This is a genomic window from Duganella callida, assembly GCF_004614165.1.
Taxonomy (GTDB): domain Bacteria; phylum Pseudomonadota; class Gammaproteobacteria; order Burkholderiales; family Burkholderiaceae_D; genus Rugamonas; species Rugamonas callida.
This window is the reverse complement of sequence record NZ_SPVG01000056.1, coordinates 1-21,206: the sequence shown is the minus strand read 5'-3', so window position 1 is coordinate 21,206 and position 21,206 is coordinate 1. Positions and strand designations below refer to the sequence as shown.

The 21,206-nt window shown below is 64.6% G+C and carries 19 protein-coding genes; 15 read left to right on the top strand and 4 right to left on the bottom strand.

Annotated features, from left to right (window positions below):
- Positions 1-113: 113 nt before the first annotated feature.
- Positions 114-1,718, top strand: coding sequence for a CehA/McbA family metallohydrolase domain-containing protein (locus E4L98_RS05835; RefSeq protein ID WP_135200627.1), 1,605 nt, complete (start codon positions 114-116; stop codon positions 1,716-1,718).
- Here E4L98_RS05835 and E4L98_RS05830 read toward each other — a convergent pair whose 3' ends face one another.
- Together E4L98_RS05830 and argH are read right to left on the bottom strand one after the other, a co-directional pair.
- Complete coding sequence (locus E4L98_RS05830) at positions 1,719-3,980, bottom strand: M4 family metallopeptidase (RefSeq protein ID WP_135200626.1); 2,262 nt, start codon at positions 3,978-3,980, stop codon at positions 1,719-1,721.
- A 116-nt stretch (positions 3,981-4,096) separates the two neighbouring features.
- Positions 4,097-5,494 carry an argininosuccinate lyase gene (gene argH, locus E4L98_RS05825; RefSeq protein WP_135200625.1) on the bottom strand — a complete coding sequence of 466 codons (1,398 nt, stop codon included), beginning with the start codon at positions 5,492-5,494 and terminating at the stop codon, positions 4,097-4,099.
- 96 nt (positions 5,495-5,590) lie between these two features.
- On the opposite strand from argH, the gene E4L98_RS05820 reads away from it, so the two are divergent.
- Complete coding sequence (locus E4L98_RS05820; RefSeq protein WP_135200624.1) at positions 5,591-6,016, top strand: GNAT family N-acetyltransferase; 426 nt, start codon at positions 5,591-5,593, stop codon at positions 6,014-6,016.
- Entirely contained in the window at positions 6,006-6,194 is a 189-nt protein-coding gene (locus tag E4L98_RS05815; RefSeq protein WP_135200623.1) for a hypothetical protein, read from the top strand. The genes E4L98_RS05820 and E4L98_RS05815 overlap by 11 nt, the downstream gene beginning before the upstream one ends.
- Positions 6,195-6,226: 32 nt before the next feature.
- Here E4L98_RS05815 and E4L98_RS05810 read toward each other — a convergent pair whose 3' ends face one another.
- Positions 6,227-7,621: a YfcC family protein gene (locus tag E4L98_RS05810; protein WP_135200622.1), complete on the bottom strand. Its 1,395-nt coding sequence runs from the start codon at positions 7,619-7,621 to the stop codon at positions 6,227-6,229.
- Entirely contained in the window at positions 7,621-8,760 is a 1,140-nt protein-coding gene (locus E4L98_RS05805; RefSeq protein ID WP_135200621.1) for a succinylglutamate desuccinylase/aspartoacylase family protein, read from the bottom strand. Before E4L98_RS05805 ends, E4L98_RS05810 begins: the two co-directional genes overlap by 1 nt.
- A gap of 159 nt (positions 8,761-8,919) precedes the next feature.
- Between E4L98_RS05805 and E4L98_RS05800 the strand changes: the two genes are divergently transcribed.
- The 12 genes from E4L98_RS05800 to E4L98_RS05745 all read left to right on the top strand — a co-directional run bounded on the left by E4L98_RS05800 (position 8,920) and on the right by E4L98_RS05745 (position 21,148).
- Positions 8,920-11,667: a TonB-dependent receptor gene (locus E4L98_RS05800; protein ID WP_135200620.1), complete on the top strand. Its 2,748-nt coding sequence runs from the start codon at positions 8,920-8,922 to the stop codon at positions 11,665-11,667.
- Positions 11,668-11,800: 133 nt separating this feature from the next.
- Positions 11,801-13,117 carry a cyanophycinase gene (locus E4L98_RS05795; RefSeq protein ID WP_135200619.1) on the top strand — a complete coding sequence of 439 codons (1,317 nt, stop codon included), beginning with the start codon at positions 11,801-11,803 and terminating at the stop codon, positions 13,115-13,117.
- An 80-nt stretch (positions 13,118-13,197) separates the two neighbouring features.
- Positions 13,198-14,409 (top strand): cyanophycinase, encoded by a 1,212-nt coding sequence (locus E4L98_RS05790; RefSeq protein ID WP_135200618.1) that lies wholly within the window; start codon positions 13,198-13,200, stop codon positions 14,407-14,409.
- Positions 14,410-14,524: 115 nt separating this feature from the next.
- Positions 14,525-14,953 carry a DoxX family protein gene (locus E4L98_RS05785; RefSeq protein WP_135200617.1) on the top strand — a complete coding sequence of 143 codons (429 nt, stop codon included), beginning with the start codon at positions 14,525-14,527 and terminating at the stop codon, positions 14,951-14,953.
- 55 nt (positions 14,954-15,008) lie between these two features.
- Positions 15,009-15,290 carry a BufA1 family periplasmic bufferin-type metallophore gene (locus tag E4L98_RS05780; protein ID WP_135200616.1) on the top strand — a complete coding sequence of 94 codons (282 nt, stop codon included), beginning with the start codon at positions 15,009-15,011 and terminating at the stop codon, positions 15,288-15,290.
- Positions 15,290-16,081, top strand: a complete 792-nt coding sequence (locus tag E4L98_RS05775; RefSeq protein ID WP_205746667.1) for an alpha/beta fold hydrolase — start codon at positions 15,290-15,292, stop codon at positions 16,079-16,081. The genes E4L98_RS05780 and E4L98_RS05775 overlap by 1 nt, the downstream gene beginning before the upstream one ends.
- Positions 16,082-16,111: 30 nt before the next feature.
- A complete protein-coding gene (bufA2, locus tag E4L98_RS05770; RefSeq protein WP_135200615.1) occupies positions 16,112-16,390 on the top strand; it encodes a BufA2 family periplasmic bufferin-type metallophore in 279 nt (92 codons plus the stop codon).
- A gap of 63 nt (positions 16,391-16,453) precedes the next feature.
- Positions 16,454-17,299 carry an MNIO family bufferin maturase gene (gene bufB, locus E4L98_RS05765; RefSeq protein ID WP_135200614.1) on the top strand — a complete coding sequence of 282 codons (846 nt, stop codon included), beginning with the start codon at positions 16,454-16,456 and terminating at the stop codon, positions 17,297-17,299.
- A complete protein-coding gene (locus tag E4L98_RS05760; protein WP_135200613.1) occupies positions 17,296-18,060 on the top strand; it encodes an HvfC/BufC N-terminal domain-containing protein in 765 nt (254 codons plus the stop codon). The genes bufB and E4L98_RS05760 overlap by 4 nt, the downstream gene beginning before the upstream one ends.
- A gap of 2 nt (positions 18,061-18,062) precedes the next feature.
- Complete coding sequence (locus tag E4L98_RS05755) at positions 18,063-19,136, top strand: alpha/beta fold hydrolase (RefSeq protein ID WP_135200612.1); 1,074 nt, start codon at positions 18,063-18,065, stop codon at positions 19,134-19,136.
- Positions 19,137-19,184: 48 nt separating this feature from the next.
- Positions 19,185-20,600, top strand: coding sequence for an IgA Peptidase M64 (locus tag E4L98_RS05750; RefSeq protein WP_135200611.1), 1,416 nt, complete (start codon positions 19,185-19,187; stop codon positions 20,598-20,600).
- Positions 20,601-20,680: 80 nt separating this feature from the next.
- Positions 20,681-21,148, top strand: a complete 468-nt coding sequence (locus E4L98_RS05745; RefSeq protein WP_135200610.1) for a hypothetical protein — start codon at positions 20,681-20,683, stop codon at positions 21,146-21,148.
- The last annotated feature ends 58 nt before the right edge of the window (positions 21,149-21,206 follow it).

The following is a 21,206-nucleotide window of genomic DNA, read 5'->3' as shown; positions in this document are numbered from 1 at the left end:
TCCTGGAGTGATGTACGACAGCCTTTGATCATATCAGTTTGTGTGCGTCATTTGGCCGTCACAAGCGAATGTTAAGGTGCGCGCTGCCCGTTTTGACACCTCAGGAATACACCATGAAAAAACTGCTGATCCCGTTCGCCATTGCCATCATGCTGGGCGTCGTCGCCTGCGGCGGAGACAACCAGCCTGCCAGTGCCGTGCCGCCGCTGCCGGCCGGCCGCTGGATCGCCGGCGACCTGCATACCCACACCACGCAATCGGCCGACGCCGATGTCAGCCAGACCCTGGACAAAATCCTTGGCAAGGCTTTCATCAGCTATGGCCTGGACTGGATGGCGATCTCGAACCACCTGCGTGTCTCGACCCGCGACGAGAAGGGCGCCACACTGGCCGCACAGATTCCGATGTCGATTGGCGCCGAGCGCTACGAGCTGCCGCATGTGCAGGCGTTGCAGGCGGCAGGCACCTATGCCGACAAACTGATTTTTTCCGGCTTCGAATGGGACATGCCGACCCATGACCACATCGGCATCGGTCTGTTTGAAGGCGCGGACAAGCTGGGCTCCAGCACCAAGGGCATGAAGGAGTTCGAATACCTGTTCACCACGCGCGACGTGGCGATGTTCGACGCGGCCGATGTCGCGGCGTGGAAGGCGAAGTACGGCGCCACCCGCTACAACACCACGGCGGCGGACGCGCTGCAGGCCATCAACTGGCTGAAGCAGAATTATCCGACCACCAGCTATGCGGTGATCAACCACCCGTCGCGCAACAAGAACAGCTACACGGCCGCCGATTTCCGCGCCATGAACGATGCGGCACCCGACATCGTGTTTGCCATCGAAGGCATGGTGGGTAATCAGATGGAACCGGATCGCGGTGGCTACACCGCCGCCTACACCGATGACAACGCGGCGCTGCGCGTCTACGGCGGCGTCGATTACGTGGTGGCGAAGGTCGGCGGCGTGTGGGACGCGCTGCTGGGCGAGGGCCGCCATATCTGGAATCTCACCGACTCCGACACGCACTTCAAGATCGTCGGCGGCAACAGCAGCGGCTACTTCCCCGGCGAGTATGCGAAGAATTATGTCTTCAACGCCGCCACCGGCACGCCGGCCGCCAAAGACCTGCTGGCCGGTCTGCGCTCGGGCAAGATGTTCTCGGTCTACGGTGACCTGATCAACGCGCTGGATTTCAATCTGGCCGGCAGAGATGACCGCAAGGAGATGGGCGGCGAGCTGAAAGTCGCCAGCGGCGACAAGGTGACCATCACCATCCGCTTCAAGTCGCCGGCCAAGAACAATTACGAGAAGCCGGTGGACAGCGGCACCTCGGCCAATGTCAAACCGGTGGTGGATCACGTCGACCTGATCGCAGGCGACGTCGGCGCCAGGGCCGCGCCGGGCACCGCCGCGTACAGCGCCGCGACCAATGCCAGCACCAAAGTGGTCAAGCGCTTCACCAGCGCCGACTGGAAGGTGGATGCGGACGGCTATTACAGCGTGACCTATGAAACCACGGCCACCAAAAACCAGTATTTCCGCCTGCGCGGCACCAACCTCGGCACCGATATCGCCGGCCTGACCCAGGGCGGCGAACCCCTGGCAGACCAGCGCACCGGCACCAGCGACAACACGCAGCGCTTCAACGACATCAACGACCGCAATTACCGCAGCCTGTGGTTCTATTCGAACCCGGTGTTCGTCACGCTGCGCTGATCATTTGGTCAGCAGGCTGACCTTGTCGAGCACAAAGGAGGTCTGCAACGAGCGATCCTCGCGCGCGACGAACGACAGCGTCACCTGCTGGCCCTTGTACGGCAGCAGGTCGAAGCTGCGGAGCTGGTAGCCTGCGGACGGTGTCAGGTTGGTGTAGGTGGCCAGCGTCGCCAGCGTGCCGCCGCTGGCATTCAGCACGGTCACGCTCAGGGTGTCGTACACGGTGTTGCTGCGTTCATTGGTATCGATGTGCAGCGCGAAGCTGAGTTGCGCGCCGGTGGCGGCAGCCGGAATCTCGATCCGCTGCGTCAGCGTGGCGCTCGAGCGGCGGCCGTTCCCGCCCAGCCAGGCGAAGCGCGTGCCTTCATATGGCGTCTGGCCGCTGCGCGCGCCGATCACGCTGGTATTGCCGCTCCAGCCGGTGGCGCCATCCTCGAAGCCGCCGTTGACGATGCGCTCCGCCGCGTCGCCGCCACCACCACCGCCCCCGCCGCCAACGCCATCCTCGTCGATGTCGGCGCCGACGTTGATGGCGGCATAGGCACGCTGCACGGCGATGGCTTCCTTCGAACTGGCGCCATACAGTTCCTGGGCGGCCTGCAGTACCTTGTTGCGCGCATCGGCGTAGTTGGTCGACGAGGTGAACTTGGTGGTCAGGGCCTTGAACCAGATGCGGTAAGCCTTGTCGTTGCCGATGCCGGTCATCGCGGCTGGTTTGCGCGTCAGATAGGGGCTGTAGTAGTCGCTGGTCTTGTCGTCTTTCGAACCTTGCGACAGGAAGTAGAACATGCGGTTATTCGGACCGCTCGAATAGTGCACGTCGAGGTTTTTCAGGCTGGTGCTCCAGGCGTCCGGGCTGCTGCCGTCCTTGTTCGGCTTGTACATCCAGCGCAGCGGCTCGCCGCTCTTGCTGATTTCCTTCCCCATCATCCAGTCGTTGCCGGCGGCCGGCACGCTGTCGCCGGTGCCGCCGTTGCGGGCGTACGCTTCCACCATCTCGCCGCCGATGTCGGAGTTGGACTCATTCAGCCCGCCCGATTCGCCGGCGTAGATCAGGTCCGCCGTGGCGGCGGTCACGCCGTGCGACATTTCGTGGCCGATGACGTCGATCGCGCCCAGGCTGTAGAAGCTGTCGCCATCGCCGATGTACATGCAGCGGCAGCTGTCGTCGTAGAAGGCGTTGTCGTATCTGGTGCCGACGTGGGCGGCGATGTAGGTGGCGGTGTTATTCCCGTCGAGCGAATGCCAGCCGAGCACATTGCGGTTGGTGTCGTAGGTGTTCATCAGTCCCCACAGCGCGTTCACGGCGGCGGTCTGGCCGTTGGCGTTGGTGGTGCTGCCGCCGCTGTATTGCTTGCCGTCGCCCCAGGTGTTGCTGCTGTTGGTGTAGATGCTGCCAGGATCCGGATTGTTGGGCGAGCTGTGATTGGCGTTGGTGATGGCCATGCCGCCGAATTTGCCGCCGGTGCCGCGGGCGGCATCCAGCATCTGGAAGCCGCTGCCGGTCTGGCTGGTGCTGATGGCCACCACGCCGTTGTATTGGCTGTTGCCGCTGCCGATGATGGTCTTGAGCGCCGGCCACTTGGCGATGATGGCGCCGGTCCTGGCGCTGACCACCACATCGTAGTAAATCAGTTTTGCCTCCTGCGCCATGCGCAGCTTGACCAGGTAGGCCAGCTCGTAGTGATCCACTACTTCCTCCAGGTCCAGGGCGTTGAGCTGTTCTTCGGGCTTGGCGGCGGCGGCTTCGCTGCGCACGGTCTTCATGATGGGATAGAGCAGCAGCTCGGCGCCGGGCGGCCAGCGATGCGTGGCGCCGGGGGCGACGTCCTGCACGGCGGCGCGGATCGCGTCATCGGTGCTCAGCAGGGGTGTCATGTCCGGCATGGGTGGCGCCGGTGCGGGGGCGATGCCGCTCGGAGCGATCGGCGCGGCGCCGGGACGGCGGTCGGTGCTGGAGACGCTGATGATGTCGCCGGCGCTGCTGGTGACCAGCACCGATTCGGAGCCGAACACGCGCACGCCTTTGTAGGTGTGCTGGGCGCGGGTGATTTTCTGGCCGACCACTCCCGGATGCTGGGTGGCGATACGGAAGCTGTAGTCGGCGGTCAGGCCCTGGCGGGCATCCAGCGCGGCCAGGCGCGCCACCAGCGAAGCGCTTTCCTGCGGCGTGGCGATGGTGACCGGGGCGGACATCAGTTGGACGGCGTGCAGCGGCGCGCAGACGGTGCAGGCGGCGAGCAGGTAGGGGCGCGGGTTCATGTCATCCTCCGTTGGGTAGATGACTTCACGCTAGATCGCGGCGGGGCAGGGGGTACTGTGCCAGATCAATAAGCCGGCAAATCGGCGCCGCGCGGACGGCGGCGCCGGAAAGGGAATTACTTGGCCAGTTGCGCGCGCACGCGGGCGATCGCCTGGCGCACCTGGTTCGGCGCGGTGCCGCCGACGTGATCACGGGCGGCGACCGAGCCTTCCAGCGTCAGCACGGCGAACACGTCGTCTTCGATCAGCGTCGAATAGGCGCGCAGTTGTTCCAGCGACATCTCGGCCAGGTCGATCTTCAGGTCATCGCAGGCGCGCACGGCGTGGGCGACGGCTTCGTGGGCGTCGCGGAACGGCAGGCCTTTCTTGACCAGATAATCGGCCAGGTCGGTGGCGGTGGCGTAGCCCTGCAGCGCGGCGGCGCGCATCGCTTCCGGCTTGACGGTGATGCCGCCGGCCATGTCGGCGAAGATGCGCAGCGTGTCGACCACGGTGTCGACGGTGTCGAACAGCGGTTCCTTGTCTTCCTGGTTGTCCTTGTTGTAGGCCAGCGGCTGGCCCTTCATCAGGGTCAGAAGGCCCATCAGGTGGCCGTAGACGCGACCGGTCTTGCCGCGCGCCAGTTCCGGCACGTCCGGATTTTTCTTCTGCGGCATGATCGACGAACCGGTGCAGAAGCGGTCGGCGATGTCGATGAAGCCCACGCGTGGGCTCATCCAGATGATCAGTTCTTCCGACATGCGCGACACGTGCGTCATGATCAGCGAGGCGGCCGCGGTGAACTCGATGGCGAAGTCGCGGTCCGACACGGCGTCCAGCGAGTTGTGGCAGACGTCGTCGAAGCCCAGCGTCTTGGCCACGCGCACGCGGTCGATCGGGAAAGTGGTGCCGGCCAAGGCGGCGGCGCCCAGCGGCAGGCGGTTGACGCGCTTGCGGGCATCGGCCATGCGCTCGGCGTCGCGGCCGAACATCTCGACGTAGGCCAGCATGTGGTGGCCGAAGGTGATCGGCTGCGCCACCTGCATGTGGGTGAAGCCGGGCAGGATGGTGTCGGCGTTCTTTTCCGCCAGGTCGGTCAGCGCGCCGCGCAGTTCGTTCAGCAGGCCGAGGACGTCGTCGATGGCCGAGCGCACGTACAGGCGGATATCGGTGGCCACCTGGTCGTTGCGCGAGCGGCCGGTGTGCAGGCGCTTGCCGGCGTCGCCGACCAGCTCCGTAAGGCGCTTCTCGATGTTCAGGTGAACGTCTTCCAGGTCCAGCAGCCATTCGAACTGGCCGGCTTCGATTTCGGCGCCGATCTGCGCCATGCCGCGTTCGATCTCGGCGCGGTCGTGCGCGCTGATGATGCCCTGCGCGGCCAGCATCTCGGCGTGGGCCAGCGAGCCCTGGATGTCGGCCTTGGCCAGGCGCTTGTCGAAGAACACCGAAGCGGTGTAGCGCTTGACGAGATCGGAGACGGGTTCGTTGAAGCGGGCCGACCAGGCTTCGGCCTTTTTGGAAAGTTGTGCAGTCATAGTCAAAAGTAGGAAGTGCGCGTAGGATCAGCAGCGATTATAAACCGTCAGCTGGTCTAAAATACGTCAACATTGTCTAGACAACCACGGAAAAACATGGCCGATCTGCACATCAGCACCGACAAGGAGGCGCTCGACGTGGCGCTGATCCACCAATTCCTGAGCGAGCGCTCGACCTGGGCGATCGGCATTCCGCGCGCGGTGGTGGAGCGCGCGATCGACAACTCGCTGTGCTTCGGCGCCTACCTGGATGGACGCCAGGTAGGCTTTGCGCGCGTCACCACCGACCTGGCGACGTTCGCCTACCTGGCCGACGTATTCGTGGTGGAGGAGCAGCGCGGCAAAGGCTACAGCAAGCGGCTGGTGGAAGCCGTGCTGGCGCATCCGGATCTGCAGAAACTGCGCCGCTTCATGCTGGCCACCAGCGATGCCCATGAATTGTACGCGCGCTACGGCTTCACGCCCCCGGCCCGCCCGGCGACCTTGATGGAGCGGTATTTCCCGAATATTTATGCGAATTGATGATTTCCTCCAGGCTGGAGGCGTCGGCGATCCAGTCGGCGTATTCCTTGCGCGTCATGCCGAGGAATTCGTGCAGCGATTGCAGGCCGGGGTTGTCGTGCCATTGATCGATGAAGTCATCGATATCCCCTGGAACGGCGGCCCGCTGAACGCACAGTTCAATAAAGTTAGACATTGAGACGTATAGAGTTTAGTCCCATTTTGGGACCTCTATTGCCAGTTCATCAGGCAAGGCGGGACCAGCAGGGCCAGCGCCAGGATGGCGTAGATCAGTTGCAGCGGGATCATCCACCGCGCCCAGGTGATCCACGGGATGCGCGCCAGCGCCAGGACGCCGACGGTGATGCCGGAGGTCGGGATCATCGGGGTGGTGAATTCGCCGAACTGGAACGCCAGGATGGCGGTCTGGCGCGTCACGCCCACCAGGTCCGCCAGCGGCGCCATGATGGGCATGGTCAGCGCGGCCTGGCCGCTGCCGGAGTGGATGAAGAAGTTGATCACGGTCTGGATGCCGAACATCTTCCACGCCGCGAAGACCGGATGCGCCGACTGCACCAGCGGCATCAGGCCGTGCAGCATGGTGTCGATGATGTGGGCGTCGCGTGCCAGCACCAGCGTGCCGCGCGCCAGCGCGATCACCAGCGCCGTGCCCACCAGGTCGCGCGCGCCCTGCATGAAGCCTTCGACGATCTGGGTCGAGTCGAGCCGGCCCACCAGGCCGATGATGATCGCCATGCTGAGGAACAGCGCCGCTATCTCGTCGATGTACCAGTCGAAGTGGACGACGCCGAACACCATCACCGCCAGCGAGCCGGCGAAGATCCACAGCACCAGCTTGTGGCGCATGGTCATGCCCTGGAAGTCGCCGATATGGTCCGGCAGTTCCTTGCGCTTTTCGATGTCCAGCGCGTAGGTCGGGCTGAGCGCCGGGTTCTTTTTCACCCGCGCGGCGTACCACATCATGAAGACGATGGTGACGGCGGTGGCGATACACCACACGATCAGCCGGTAGCCCCAGCCGGAAAACACCGGCACGCCGGCGATGCCCTGGGCGATGCCGACGTTGAACGGGTTCAGGAACGCCGCCGAAAATCCGACCTGCGAGCCGAGGAAGGGAATCGATACGCCCACCACCGTGTCATACCCCAGCGCAAGCGCCAGCGGCACGAAAATCAGTATAAACGGTATGGCTTCTTCATTCATGCCGAAGGTGGCGCCGCCGATCGAGAACAGGGTGATGAACACCGGGATCAGCGCCTTTTGAATGAATGCCGAACTGGCGTGCGCCTTGGCCAGCGATTTGATCATCGCGTCGATGGCTTCGGTCTTCTGCAGCACGGCGAAGGCGCCGCCGACGATCAGCACGAAACCGATGATCTGCGCCGCTTCGACGAAGCCCTTGATCGGCGCCTTCATCAACGACACCAGCCCCTGCGGGGCGCTGTCGATGTAGTGGAAGCTGTCAGGATTGATCAGCTGTTTGCCGTTGACCAGGTGCGTGTCGTACTTGCCGCCCGGGACCAGCCAGGTCGCGGTCGCGATCAGCGCCAGGATGATGAACAGCAGGACAAAGGTATGCGGGAGTTTGATTTTTTTCTTGTTCATCATGCGCTCAGCAGGTCGCCCTCACGGTAAGCCTTGGCGCCGGCCACCTTGCCGACGTTCATGCCGCGGATCACATGGCGGTGCGCACTGCGTGCGAAGAACACGCCGGCGATGGTCGAGCGCAGCACGGTGGTGTCGCCACTGACCGGGTCGATCAGATCGGCCACCGCCTCGCCGGCCGCCACGCGCGCACCCAGTTCGCGGGTGTAGATCAGGATGCCGGAATGCGGCGCATACAAGGGCTCGACGCCTTCCAGCGGCGTTGGCTGGCACAATGGCTCCGGCAGGCGTGCCGCCGCCGCCTGCGCCGCCGCGTCGTCCGCGTGCAGCACGCCTTGCAGCGTCAGGAACTGCAGCAGCCCCGCCGCATCCTTGCGCGCCAGATCGTAGCTGACTTCCATCTCGCCGCGCAGTTCCACCGTGGTGGACAGGCAGGCGGCCGGTATCGGGAAGCGGTGTTCGAAGTGCTCGTCCAGATCCCACCACAAACGGCTGCAGGCCTCGTCGAACGGTTCGCCGCCGGCCTCGTATGCCAGCAGCGTCGCGTGCGAGCCGAGGATGGCCGACAGCGGCGCGATCGCGTCGGCCAGCGGCGTGCCGGCGTAGATGTGCAGCACCGCCTCGTTGTCGCAATGCAGATCGAGCACGATGTCGGCGTCGATCGCCATGGTCATCAGGGTCTTCTTCAGCTGCGCGGCGTCGGTCTGCGGCTGCCAGTCGGCGATGGAGGCGCGCGCGTGTTCGCGGATCAGCGCGACGTTGGCGGCGGCGTCCTGGCCCAGCTTACCGTCCAGCGATTTCTTCAGGTCGTCCGCCACGTGCTTGTAGGCGCGGTTGAAATTGACGCCGGTGGTCAGGTCGAAGCGGCCGAACGCGGCGCCATGGATGGCCTGCGCCAGGCCGATCGGATTCGCCGCCGGCACCAGGATGATTTCGCCGCTGATCTGGCCCGCCGCCTCCAGCGCGGTCAGCTCCTTGCGCAGGAATTGCGACACCAGCATGCCCGGCACTTCGTCCGCGTGCAGCGAGCCCTGGATATAGACTTTTTTGCCGCTGCCCGGCGTGCCGAAGTGGAAGCTGGTCAGTTCATACGCGGCGTTGGCGTGCGGGACGGAGAGGGGATGTTTGTGTACTTGCATATTCGGCACCGTTTGCGTGAAAGATTGAGTATGTAGCAGTATTTTCACAAAGTAAATCGCGCACGGCACAAAGCGGGGGCGCTTCCTTGAGTTTTCGGTCACAACTGCGTAAAGTTAGCTTTAATGAATTATTTACATAACGAGCACCGGGGAGTGACTATGAGTGAGCTGCATGGACTGCGAATTTCGAGGATGGCGCGCGCCGTGCGCCTGGCCTGTGGGCTGGGCGCGCTGGCGCTGATCGGCCAGGCCGTGGCACAGGATACTCCCGCCGCCGATCCGATGGCGCGCGTGGAAATCACCGGCTCGGCGATCAAGCGCATCGAATCGGAAACCGCGCTGCCGGTGCAGGTCATCACCCGGGAAGAAATCGACAAGGTCGGCGTCACCACCGCGTCCGAGATCGTGGCGCGGCTGTCGTCCAACGTCGGCGGCCTGACCGACGGCGCCAGCATCTCCGACGGCAAGGACCAGCGCGGCTTCAACAGCGCCAACCTGCGCGGCATCGGCACCTCGTCCACGCTGGTGCTGCTGAACGGCCGCCGCATGGCCAACTTCGCCTCGCCCGGCGACGACAGCGGCGTCGATCTGAATAACATCCCGGCCGCCGCCATCCAGCGCGTCGAGGTGCTGCTGGACGGCGCCTCGGCGCTGTACGGCACCGACGCCATCGGCGGCGTGATCAACTTCATCACGCGCAAGGACTTCCAGGGCGTGGAGCTGAACGCCTACGGCCTGAAGACCGACGAGGGCGGCGCCGGCAAACGCACCGCCAGCATCAGCGCCGGCCATGGCGACGTCGCCAAGGATGGCTACAACATCTTCGCGGTGGCCGACTTCCAGCGCACCGACGCGCTGAGCACCTCGCAGCGCAAGTTCATCGGCGACCTGCACATCGCCGAGCGCCTGCCGCACCTGCTGTCCGGTTACACCTCGCCGGCCAACATCCGCCTGACCGGCGCCCAGCGCGATTACCTGAACGATCAGGGCTTCACCCTGAACGGCAAGCCGCTGACCAACCGCACCATCAACACCGCCATCCCGGCCTGCAATCCGCCGGCCAACCTGTATCTGCCGGCCGGCACCGGCGGCGTCGATGCCTGTACCTACGACTACATGGGCGACACCGAGCTGTATCCGAAATCGGAGAAGGCCAACCTGCTGACGCGCGGCGTCCTGCAGATCAATCCGGAAAACCAGCTGTATGCGGAAATTGCGCTGAGCCGTTCCAAGACCTGGTACGCCGCGTCGTCGGCGCGCGTGACCGGTTACATCGATTACCGCAAGATTCCGGCCCTGGCCAAGTACGACCTGCTGTCGGAAGAAGCCAGCGCCGACGACGATGTGCCGGGCGAGGTGCAGCTCAACATGCGCTTGTTCGAGGCCGGCCGCCGCACTTCGGAACTGACCAGCGAGAGCCAGCGCATCGTGGTCGGCTGGACCGGCAGCCACAATGGCTGGGATTACGACGTGGGCATCAACCACAGCGTCAACACCATCAAGGACCGCGACACCCACGGCTATCTGCTGTACGACAAGCTGCTGCAGGGGATCGCCGATGGCCTGATCAATCCCTTCGGCCCGTCCAGCCAGGCCGGCATCGACCTACTGAACAGCATCCAGGTCAACGACGAGGTGCGGCACGCGCGCGGCACCATGGATTCGGTCGACTTCAAGATCTCGCACCCGGTCGGCAAGCTGGCCGGCGGCGATGCGGCGCTGGCGGTGGGCGGCGAGGTGCGCCGCGAGAAGACCACCTTCAATCCGTCGGCGCTGCTGATGAGCGATAACATCAACAACGACTTCGCGCCGGAAGGCGGCGACGCCACCGCCTACTCGCGCAATATCCAGGCGGTGTACGGCGAACTGCTGCTGCCGTTCACCAAGCAATGGGAAGCGCAGGTATCGGCCCGTTACGACCACTACCAGGTGGTAGGCGGCGCAGCCAGCCCGAAAGTCGGTTTGAGCTACATGCCGACCAAGACCATGCTGTTCCGCGCCTCGGCCGGCCGCGGCTTCCGCGCGCCGTCGATGACGGAACTGTACCGTCCGACCCAGTTCGGCGCCACCGCCACGCTGCCGGACCCGGTGTACTGCGCCACGGTGGACAACAACTACGCCGATTGCGCCGACAACTGGGATACCCGCCATTATTCGAACGCCAACCTGAAACCGGAGCGCAGCCGCCAGTTCTCGGTCGGCATGGTGCTGCAGCCGTCCAAGCAGGTGGCGCTGTCGCTCGACTACTGGAACATCAAGCGCACCGACCTGATTTCCGAAATCGGCGACGACATCATCCTCGGTAACCTGAGCAAATACGGCGACCTGGTGCACCGCGATGAAGACGGCAATATCGACTACATCGAACTGCGCAAGGAAAACCGCGGCGCCCAGCAGGCCACCGGCATCGACCTGACCATCGACTACAAGGGCGTGCAGACCTGGGCCGGCCGCTTCGGCGGCCACCTGTCGGGCACCTACGTGATCGCCTCGAAGATCCAGAACGACGTCGGCGACGTCTACGTCAGCAACCTGGGACGCTTCGTCACCGACGGCGTGGTGCAGCGCTGGCGGCACACCATCAGCTTCGACTGGGACAAGGGGCCATTCGCGGCCACGCTTTCGAACACCTTCTCCAGCGGCTACGTGGACCAGAACTCCGCAATCAACGTCGACGACGGCTCGGTGGTGGCGCCCAACCGCGTCAAGCCGTATTCGCTGTGGGACCTGAGCGGTTCGTGGCAGGCCAACAAGGCGCTGAAAGTGCGGGTCGGCGTGCAGAATCTGTTCGATACCGCACCGCCGTTCTCGAATCAGGCCTATTACTTCATCTCCGGCTATGATCCTACCTACACCGACCCGCGCGGCCGCCGCTTCTTCGCGAATGTAAATTACGCGTTCAAGTAATTAACGTGCTTAAGTAATTTACGTGCTTAAGTAATGCGGTTTTAAGCAATAGCTTGGTATCATCTGGCAGTCGCAGGTAGCAACTGCCGGCGCCCGGCGGCAGCCCGGCGCCGGTTTTCATCGGAAGGGCAACATGAATGTAACTGGTTTTACGCTCCAGCGGCTGTGCATGCGCCTGTGCATGCTGTGGCTGCTGGTGTTCGCCGGCGTGGCGCAGGCGGCGACGACGCCGGTGGCCAAGGTGCAGGTGCCGGGCAAGACCAGCAAGCCGGCCAAGGCGGTGCCGCCGCCCAAGCCCGTGCTGGCGCCGCCGGCGGGGAATCTGGTCATCATCGGCGGCGGCCTGCGCGCCGAAAACGCTGAAGTCTGGCAGCGCATCGTGATGCTGGCCGGCGGCAAGGGCGCGCGCATCGGCGTGTTCGGCTCGGCCTCGATCAATCCGGAGGCGTCGGCCCAGGCCACCGTCAACAAGCTGAATCAGTACGGCGCGCAGGCGTTCGCGATTCCGCTCGGCGTGACCTGGCCGAACAGCGATTACCGCAAGGCGGCCGAAGATCCGGAGGTGGTGGCCATGATCCATTCGGCCACCGGCATCTATTTCACCGGCGGCGACCAGGCCCGCATCACCAAGGCGCTGGTGCGCCAGGACGGCACGCATACGGCGGCGCTGGACGCGGTGTGGGACGTGTACCGCGACGGCGGCGTGGTGGCCGGCAGCAGCGCCGGCGCGGCCATCATGAGCACCACCATGTTCTATGACGCCAAGTCGACGCTGGACATGCTCAAGCTGGGCGTCAATGACGGCCACGAGATCGCCTCGGGCCTGGGCTTCATCGGCGAAGACGTGTTCGTCGACCAGCACTTGCTGGTGCGCGGCCGCTTCGCGCGCATGATCCCGGTGATGCTGAAGAAGGGTTATCAGATCGGCCTGGGCATCGACGAGAACACCGCCATGGTGGTCAACGCCAAGCGCGAGGTGGAGATCATCGGCTACAGCGGGGCGCTGCTGCTGGACCTGTCGGCGGCGATCACCGACCGCGGCATCAAGGGCTTCAACATCAGCAACGCCACCATCAGTTATCTGGACCGCGGCGACAAGTTCAACCTGATGACGCGCGAATTCACGCCGTCGCCGGACAAGGCCGACAACAAGCTCGATCCGAACCAGCCGGAGACGCGCGAACCGGTCTACACCAACGATATCCTCGGTAACAACGCGGTGCTGGACCTGATGGTCAACCTGATCGACAACGCCCAGCAGGAAGCGATCGGCATCGCCTTCGGCAATCCGCGCGATTTCAATCCCGACCTGGGCTTCGAATTCCGCTTCTCCAAGACCATCGACTCGGTCGGCTACAGCTCCACCGAGGTGGAGGCCTATTCGGTGCTCAAGCTGCGCATGGACGTGCGGCCGATACAACTGCAACAGCCACTTTATCGTTATCGGTGACGCGGCAGTAAGGTATATTAATGGGGTGACGCCGCGCGGCGCCACCCCGTTTCTTTTCTGGATACCTTATGCGTCTGGCCATGAAATTGCTGCTTCCCGCCGCCGTGCTGGCGGCATCGCCACAGGCCGCGCCGCTGCCGGCTGCCGCGCCGCAAGGCGCGCTGGTGATCATCGGCGGCGCGCTCAAGCCCGATAATGCCGAGGTCTGGCAGCGCATCGTGCGGCTGGCGGGCGGCAAGGGCGCGCGCATCGCCGTGCTGCCGTCGGCGGCGGCCGATCCGACCATGGTGGGCGGCTTCATCGTCGACCGCCTGCGCGAGTATGGCGCCGATCCCTTCCTGGTGCCGCTGGGCGTCAATTACACCGAACATGATTACCGCAAGGTGGCCGACGATGCCGAGGTGGCGGCCGCCGTGCGCGGCGCCGGCGGCGTCTACTTCGTCGGCGGCGACCAGGCCCGCATCACCCAGGCGCTGGTGCGCGAGGATGGCAGCCGCAGCGCGGTGCTGGACGCGGTGTGGGATCTGTACCGGCGCGGCGGGGTGGTGGCCGGCAGCAGCGCCGGCGCGGCCATCATGAGCAGCACCATGTTCTACGCACCGCCGCCCAGCGTGTTCGCCACCATGCGCGGCGGCCTGACCGACGGCCGCGAGATCGCGCCGGGCCTGGGCTTCATCGGCGACGACATCTTCATCGACCAGCATTTCCTGGCGCGCGGCCGCTTCGCGCGCATGATCCCGGCCATGCTGAAGAAGGGCTATAAATTCGGCCTGGGCATCGACGAGAACACGGCCATGGTGGTGGACAGCCGCCGCCGCGTGGAGATCGTCGGCCACAAGGGCGCGCTGCTGGTGGACCTGTCGCATGCCAGCACCGATGCGGCCAGCAAGGGCTTCAATGTCAGCAATGCTGTGATCAGCTATCTGGACCGCGGCGATATCTATGATCTCGGCACGCATACGTTCACGCCGTCGGCGGCCAAGGCGGACGGCAAGCTGCCGCCGCACCGCGAGCTGGCCGTCGGTCCGCCGGTGTTTTCGGCCGATATCCTGGCCAAGTATGCGCTGGTGGAGCTGATGGAAAACCTGATGAACAACCGCCGCAGCGAAGCGGTGGGCATCGCCACCGGCGGCGCCAGTACGACCTTGCCGCCGGCCGTGTTCCAGTTCACCCTCAGCAAGACCCGCGACAGCGTTGGCTATGCCTCGGCCGCGCCGCAGAGCTACTCCATCCTCAACATGCGGCTCGATATCCGTCCGCTGGAGCTGGGACAACCCATCAGTTCGCAGTAACACCATGTAATAATAAAACGTATGCGATGTAATCGAATACGCTTGACATGGCTTATCCGGGTCTGTACTATGCCTCTCATCCGATTTAAACGTATGAGATAAAAGGAGCTGACCCATGCATCAATTGACCGCGCGTCTGCGCACCCGATTGCCGCAGATACTGCCGCCCGCGCTGCAGCTGCTGCTGGCGCGCCTCGGCATCGCCGCCGTGTTCTTCCTGTCCGGCCGCACCAAGGTCCAGGGTTTTCTGACCATCAAGCCATTCACCTACGAATTGTTCCGCACCGAATACGCGCTGCCGCTGATCCCGGCCGAAGTCGCCGCGCCGCTGTCGGCCTACGCCGAACACCTGTTCCCGCTGCTGCTGGTGCTGGGCCTGGGCACCCGTGTGTCGGCGCTGGCGCTGCTGGGCATGACCGCCGTGATCGAAATCTTCGTTTACCCGAATGCGTGGCCCACCCATCTGCTGTGGACCGCAGTGCTGCTGCCGCTGATCGCCAATGGCGGCGGTAAATGGTCGCTCGACCGTGCTTTGTTTAAGTAATCAATCGTATCCGCTGTTATCGGATACGTTTTATAGCCCACTGAAAGGAAATACCATGAAAGTTTCGCGTTCCTCCCTGGCCGCCTCGCTGGCCCTGACCCTGGCCACGCTGACCGCCGGCGCCCACGCCGCCGACGCACCGAAGCCGACCGAAAAATGCTACGGCGTCGCCAAGGCCGGCCAGAACGATTGCGCCGCCGGCGCCGGCACCAGCTGCGCTGGCACCTCGTCCATCGATTACCAGGGCGACGCCTGGACCCTGGTCGACAAGGGCACCTGCGTCAAGATCAAGACGCCGAAGGGCTTCGGTTCGCTGACCCCGAAGGAGAAAAAATAATGAAGAAGATTCTCGCCCTGAAAGCAGCCGCCATCGCCGCGGCGGCGGTGATCGGCTCGCTCGGCGTGATGCCGATGGCGCAGGCGGCCGACGCGGCGCCTGCCGGCCCGGCCGGCGCAAAGAACGTGGTGATCGTGCCGGGCTCCTTCGTTGACGGCTCGGGCTGGCGCGTGGTGTTCGACATCCTGTACCACGCCGGCTATCACGTCACCATCGCCAACCAGCCGCACACCAGCTTTGACGATGATGTCGCGGCAGCCCGCGAAGTGCTGGACCAGCAGGTCGGTCCGGTGGTGCTGGTCGGCCACAGTTCGGGCGGCGCCATCATCTCGGCCGCCGGCAACCGCGACAAGGTGAAAGCCCTGGTCTACGTCTCGGCGCTGCTGCCGGACGTGGGCGAGAGCCTGGCGCAGGTGCTCGGCTCGATGCCGGCGCCGAGCAATTCGGTGGTGACCACCCAGGACGGCCACCTGTTCTTCGACCGCGCCAAATTCCACGACGACTTCGGCGCCGACCTGGCCGAGAACCGCACCAACTTCATGGCCGCCGCCCAGGTGCCGGCCACCACCGCGGCCTTCACCACGCAGATCTGGTCGGCCGCCTGGAGAAGCAAGCCGAGTTACGCCATCGTCTCGACCGACGACCGCGCGCTGAGCCCGGACTTGCAACGCTGGATGTACCAGCGCGCCCATGCCCAGATCACCGAGATCAAGGCCAGCCACCTGGTCTACGTCTCGCAGCCGGAAAAGGTCGCGCAAGTCATCCTGAACGCCGCGCAAAAAGCGCAATAACCCCTGTTTGAATCCTAAAGGAGCATCACCATGAGCAAAACTTCCCGCGTCGGCATCGCAGCCGCTTCCGCCCTGCTGGCACTGGCCTCCCTCACCATCGGCACCAGCGTGCACGCCGCCGATCAGAACCAGAAGGCCGAACCGCTGGGCCGCTGCTACGGCATCAACACCTGCAAGGGCACCAGCCTGTGCGCCACCGCCAAGAACGACTGCAAGGGCCTGAACAGCTGCAAGGGCGAGGGCGTGCTGGTACGCACCAAGAGCGCCTGCCTGGCCGAAGGCGGCACCCTGACCGAACCGAAAAAATAAGGTCACGCGGCCCGGCCATGATGCGGTGCCGGGCCATGTCAACCCACAGATAACGAGGCTGCGATGCACATCACTCCGTTCTCAGGCTATGGATTGGGCCTGCGCAAAGAGCACTACCGCAATTTCCTGGAAGGCCAGGTGGCAGTGGATTTTGTCGAGGTCATTTCCGAAAACTTCATGGTGGCCGGCGGCCAGCCGCGCCACATCCTGCGCCAGGTGCGCGAACGCCATCCGGTGATACTGCACGGCGTGTCGATGTCGATCGGCTCCTTCGACGGCCTGCGCGCCGACTATCTGCAGCGTCTGAAGGCGCTGGCCGACGAGATCGAGCCGCTGTTCGTGTCCGATCACCTGAGCTGGTCGCGCCTGGGCGGGTTCAACTCGCACGACCTGCTGCCGCTGCCGTTCAGCGAAGAGGCGCTGGACGTGGTCTGTGCCAACATCCACCAGGCGCAGGACGCGCTGGGCCGCGCCATGCTGTTCGAGAACCCTTCGACCTACCTGGCATTCGACGGCGACATGAACGAGTGGGACTTCCTGCGCGAGATGAGCAGGCGCACCGGCTGCGGCCTGCTGCTGGACGTGAACAACATCTACGTCAGCGCCAGCAACAACGGCATCAGCACCGCCGACTACATCGCCGGCATTCCCTACGAGGCGGTGCGCCAGATCCATCTGGCTGGTCACAGCCAGGGCGAGGACCTGCTGATCGACACCCACGACAGTCCGGTGGCGCAAGAAGTGTGGAAGCTGTATTCGCAGGTGATGGCCAAGGTCGGCCCGGTCGCCACGATGATCGAGCGCGACGACCACATTCCGCCGCTGTCCGAGCTGATGGCCGAATTGAGCATCGCCCGTCAACTGGGCCAGTTGCGCGCCTGGGAGCGCAAGCTGAAGGAGGCCGCATGAGCCGCGTCAGCGTGGTCGATTTGCAGCGCGACTTCCAGCAATGGCTGGTGCACGCGACGCCCAGCGCCGTCATCGGCACCGGCGCGCGCGCCATGGCCGGGCTGGCGGTCTACCAGAACAACTACCGCGCGCAGCTGGTCGGCTGTCTGGAAGTGTCGTTTCCCAAGCTGCGCGGCTGGATAGGTGAAGAGGCGTTTCGCCAGGCGGCCATCACCCACATCGATGCGCATCCGCCGCATGCCTGGACGCTGGACGCATATGCCGACGATTTCGCCGTCACGCTGGCTGCGCTGTTCCCCGACAACCCGGACCTGCGGGAAGTGGCGTGGATAGAGCATGCGCTGGGCGCGGCATTCGTCGCCGCCGACGCCGCGCCGCTGGCGATGGAAGACCTGGCGGCGGTGGATTGGGAAAGCGTGTCCCTGCAGGTGGCGCCGTCGCTGCGCACCGCGCCGGCCAGCACCAATGCCGAGCAGGTATGGACCGCGTTGTGGGACGGCCAGCCGCCGCCGGAAAGCGAAATGCTGGCGGAAGCGGGCGGCCTGCTGGTCTGGCGCCGCGGCTACACCACCTATCTGAAACAGGTGGACGCGCTGGAGTATCAGGCGCTGCTGCAATTACAGGCCAGCGGCAGCTTTGCCGACGTGTGCGACCTGCTGGTCGCCCTGCGCGGCGAAGCGGCCGGCGTGGCCAAGGCGGGCGAATTGCTGGCGCACTGGCTGTCCAGCGAACTTATCACGGGTATCGAACAAGGAGAATGACCATGACTGACTCTGTACTGAATCGCCGCGGCTTCCTGCTGTCGGCCGCCGGCGCCGCTGCCGGCCTGACCATGGGCCTGGGTGTGCCCGGTGCCGCCAATGCCGCCGGCAGCGGCAAACCGCGGAAGGTGTACACCGCGCCGACCCGTCCCACCGCGCCGCTGCCGCTGCTGCCGGTGAAGCAGGTGCAGACCGATCTGCTCGACATCGGCTACCACGAAGTCGGTCCCGAGAACGGTCGCCCCATCATCCTGCTGCACGGCTATCCGTACGACATCCACAGCTACGTGGACGTGGCGCCGGCGCTGGCCAGCCAGGGTTACCGCGTGCTGGTGCCTTTCCTGCGCGGTCACGGCACCACGCGTTTCCTCGACGATGCGACGCCGCGCTCGGGGCAACAGGCCGCCATCGGCCAGGACCTGCTGGACTTCATGGACGCCATGCACATCCCCGAAGCGGTGCTGGCCGGTTACGACTGGGGCGGCCGCGCCGCCTGCGTGGTGGCGGCGATGAAGCCGACGCGCGTGGTGGGGCTGGTGTCTGTCAACAGCTATCTGATACAGGATATCGCCAAGTCGTCGCTGCCTGCGCCGGCCAAGGTGGAGGCGGGCTTCTGGTACCAGTTCTACTTCCAGACCGAGCGTGGCCGCGCGGGTCTGAAGGCCAACCGCGACGACATCGCCCGCATCCTGTGGGAGAACAACTCGCCGAGCTGGCACTTCGACGGCCCGACCTTCCTGCGCACCGCCAAGGCCTTCGACAATCCGGACTACGTGGACGTGGTGATCCACTCCTACCGGCACCGCCTGGGCCATGCCGACGGCTACCCGGACTACGCCGAACTGGAAGCCTTCCTGGCCACCGGCCCGGTGATCAAGGTCCCGACCATCACCATGGACGGCATCGACGACGGCGTGATCAAGGCCACCGACGGCAGCGCCACCGCCGCCAGGTTCAGCGGCCCGCGCCGCCACGTACAGGTGCCCGGCGCAGGCCACAACCTGCCGCAGGAAGCGCCCCAAGCCTTCACCGACGCGGTGCTGGAACTGGCCAGAACGGGCAAGTGGCGTACCTGATCCTGCGGGTACAATGACGGTCACGTTTCAACGACTGTCAGGAACCCCATGCTCCGTCACCTCGTCTCCCTGCTGGCGCTGTGCGCCTGCACTTGCGCGCTGGCCGCCCAACCGGCGACCATGCGCGTCGACTACTACCACACCGGCAACGCGCTGGAAGAACACTACGCCATGGACCGCGTCGTGATCGAACCGCTGCCCTGGCCCGGCAACATGAGCCAGACCATCGACAACACCAACCGCGGCAACAACCTGGTGGAAGTGACCGATCCCAAAACCGGCAAGCTGCTGTACTCGCGCGGCTTCTCCACCGTGTTTGCGGAGTGGCGCAGCACCGAGGAGGCCACCAAGGCCAATCGCGGATTTCAGGAATCGGTACGCTTCCCCAAGCCCGAGCAGCCGGTGCGCGTGCGCATCCTCAAGCGCGACGACCGCAACCAGTTCTCAGTGGTCTGGACCACCGACATCGATCCCAACGCCATGGACGTGGTGCGCAAGCAGCCGCCGGCGCCGGTCAAGCCTATCGGCATCCGCGTCAACGGCCCGTCGCCGGACAAGGTCGACCTGCTGATCGTCGGCGACGGCTACACCACCAAGGACATGAAGAAGTTCGAAGCGGCCGCGCGCCGGCTGGCCGACCATCTGTTCCAGACATCGCCGTTCAAGGAGCGCGAGAAGGACTTCAACGTCTGGGCGCTGGCCTTGCCGACCGGGGAATCGGGCGTCTCGCGGCCTTCGACCAACACCTATCACCAGTCGCCGCTCGGCGCGCGTTACGACATCTTCGGCAGCGAGCGTTACGTGCTGGCCACCGACAACCGCGCCCTGCGCGAGCTGGCGCAGTACGCGCCGTATGAATTCATCGAAATCCTGGTCAACAACGAGACCTACGGCGGCGGCGGCATCTTCGGCCAGTTCAGCACCGCGGCGGCCGACAACGACTGGGCCAATTACCTGTTCGTGCACGAATTCGGCCACCACTTCGCCGGCCTGGCCGACGAGTACTACACCTCGCCGGTCGCCTATGCCACCGGCGGCGAACGCCGCGAACCGTGGGAGCCCAACGCCACCGCGCTGCACGACCCGGCCAACCTCAAATGGAAAAAATTCGTGAAAGAGGGCACGCCGCTGCCGACGCCGTGGCCGAAGGACGCCTACGAAACCGCCTCGCGCGCCTACCAGAAAGAGCGCGCCGCTCTGCGCGCCGCCAACCGCCCGGAGTCCGAGATGAGCGCCCTGTTCCACAAGGACCTGGAGCACACCGATGCGCTGTTCACGCCGGATCCGAACCGTCACGTGGTGGGCGCGTTCGAAGGCGCGAACTACGAAGCCACCGGCTACTACCGGCCCGAAATGCAGTGCATCATGTTCGACCGCAGCGACAAATTCTGCTCGGTGTGCGCGGACGCGATCAGCACCATCATCGACCTGTATTCCCGGCCAGCAAGCAAATCGGGGATTTAGTACGCTAGCGTACAGAGAACAGGGCGGCTGGGCATTAAGCTGTATCTCACTTACTCCAACAACACCGAAAGGGATACACCATGAACAAGATCATCGCCACCCTGATCGCCGGCCTGATGGCCACCGCCGCTTACGCCCAATCGTCGGACGTAGCCAAAGCCCAGAACGACGCCAACAAGGACGTCGCCAAGGCCGAACAGAAGGAAGCCAAGGCTGACGCCAAGGCCGACAAGAAAGCCAACAAGGCCATCGCCAAAGCCGATCGCGTGCACGCCGAAGGCGAGGCCAAAGTCTCGGTAGAGCAAGCCAAAGCGAAAGAAAAAGTAGCCAAGGCCGATCCTGAGGACAAGGCCAAAGCCGAAGCCAAAGGCGACAAGGCCGTGGCCAAAGCTGAAGAAAAAGCCGAGAAAAAATCGGTGAAAGCGGACGCCAAAGCGATCAAGGAAACCGTCGACGCCACCGCCGACAAAGCGATCGCCGCCAACAAGACCGCCGCCACCAAGGCCAAGGCCAACGCCGACATCAAAGAAGCCCAGGCCAAGCAGTAATACAATCCGGGGTCAGTTCTGCCAATCGCACACGAGCCCAGCCGTAGCGCATGCTACG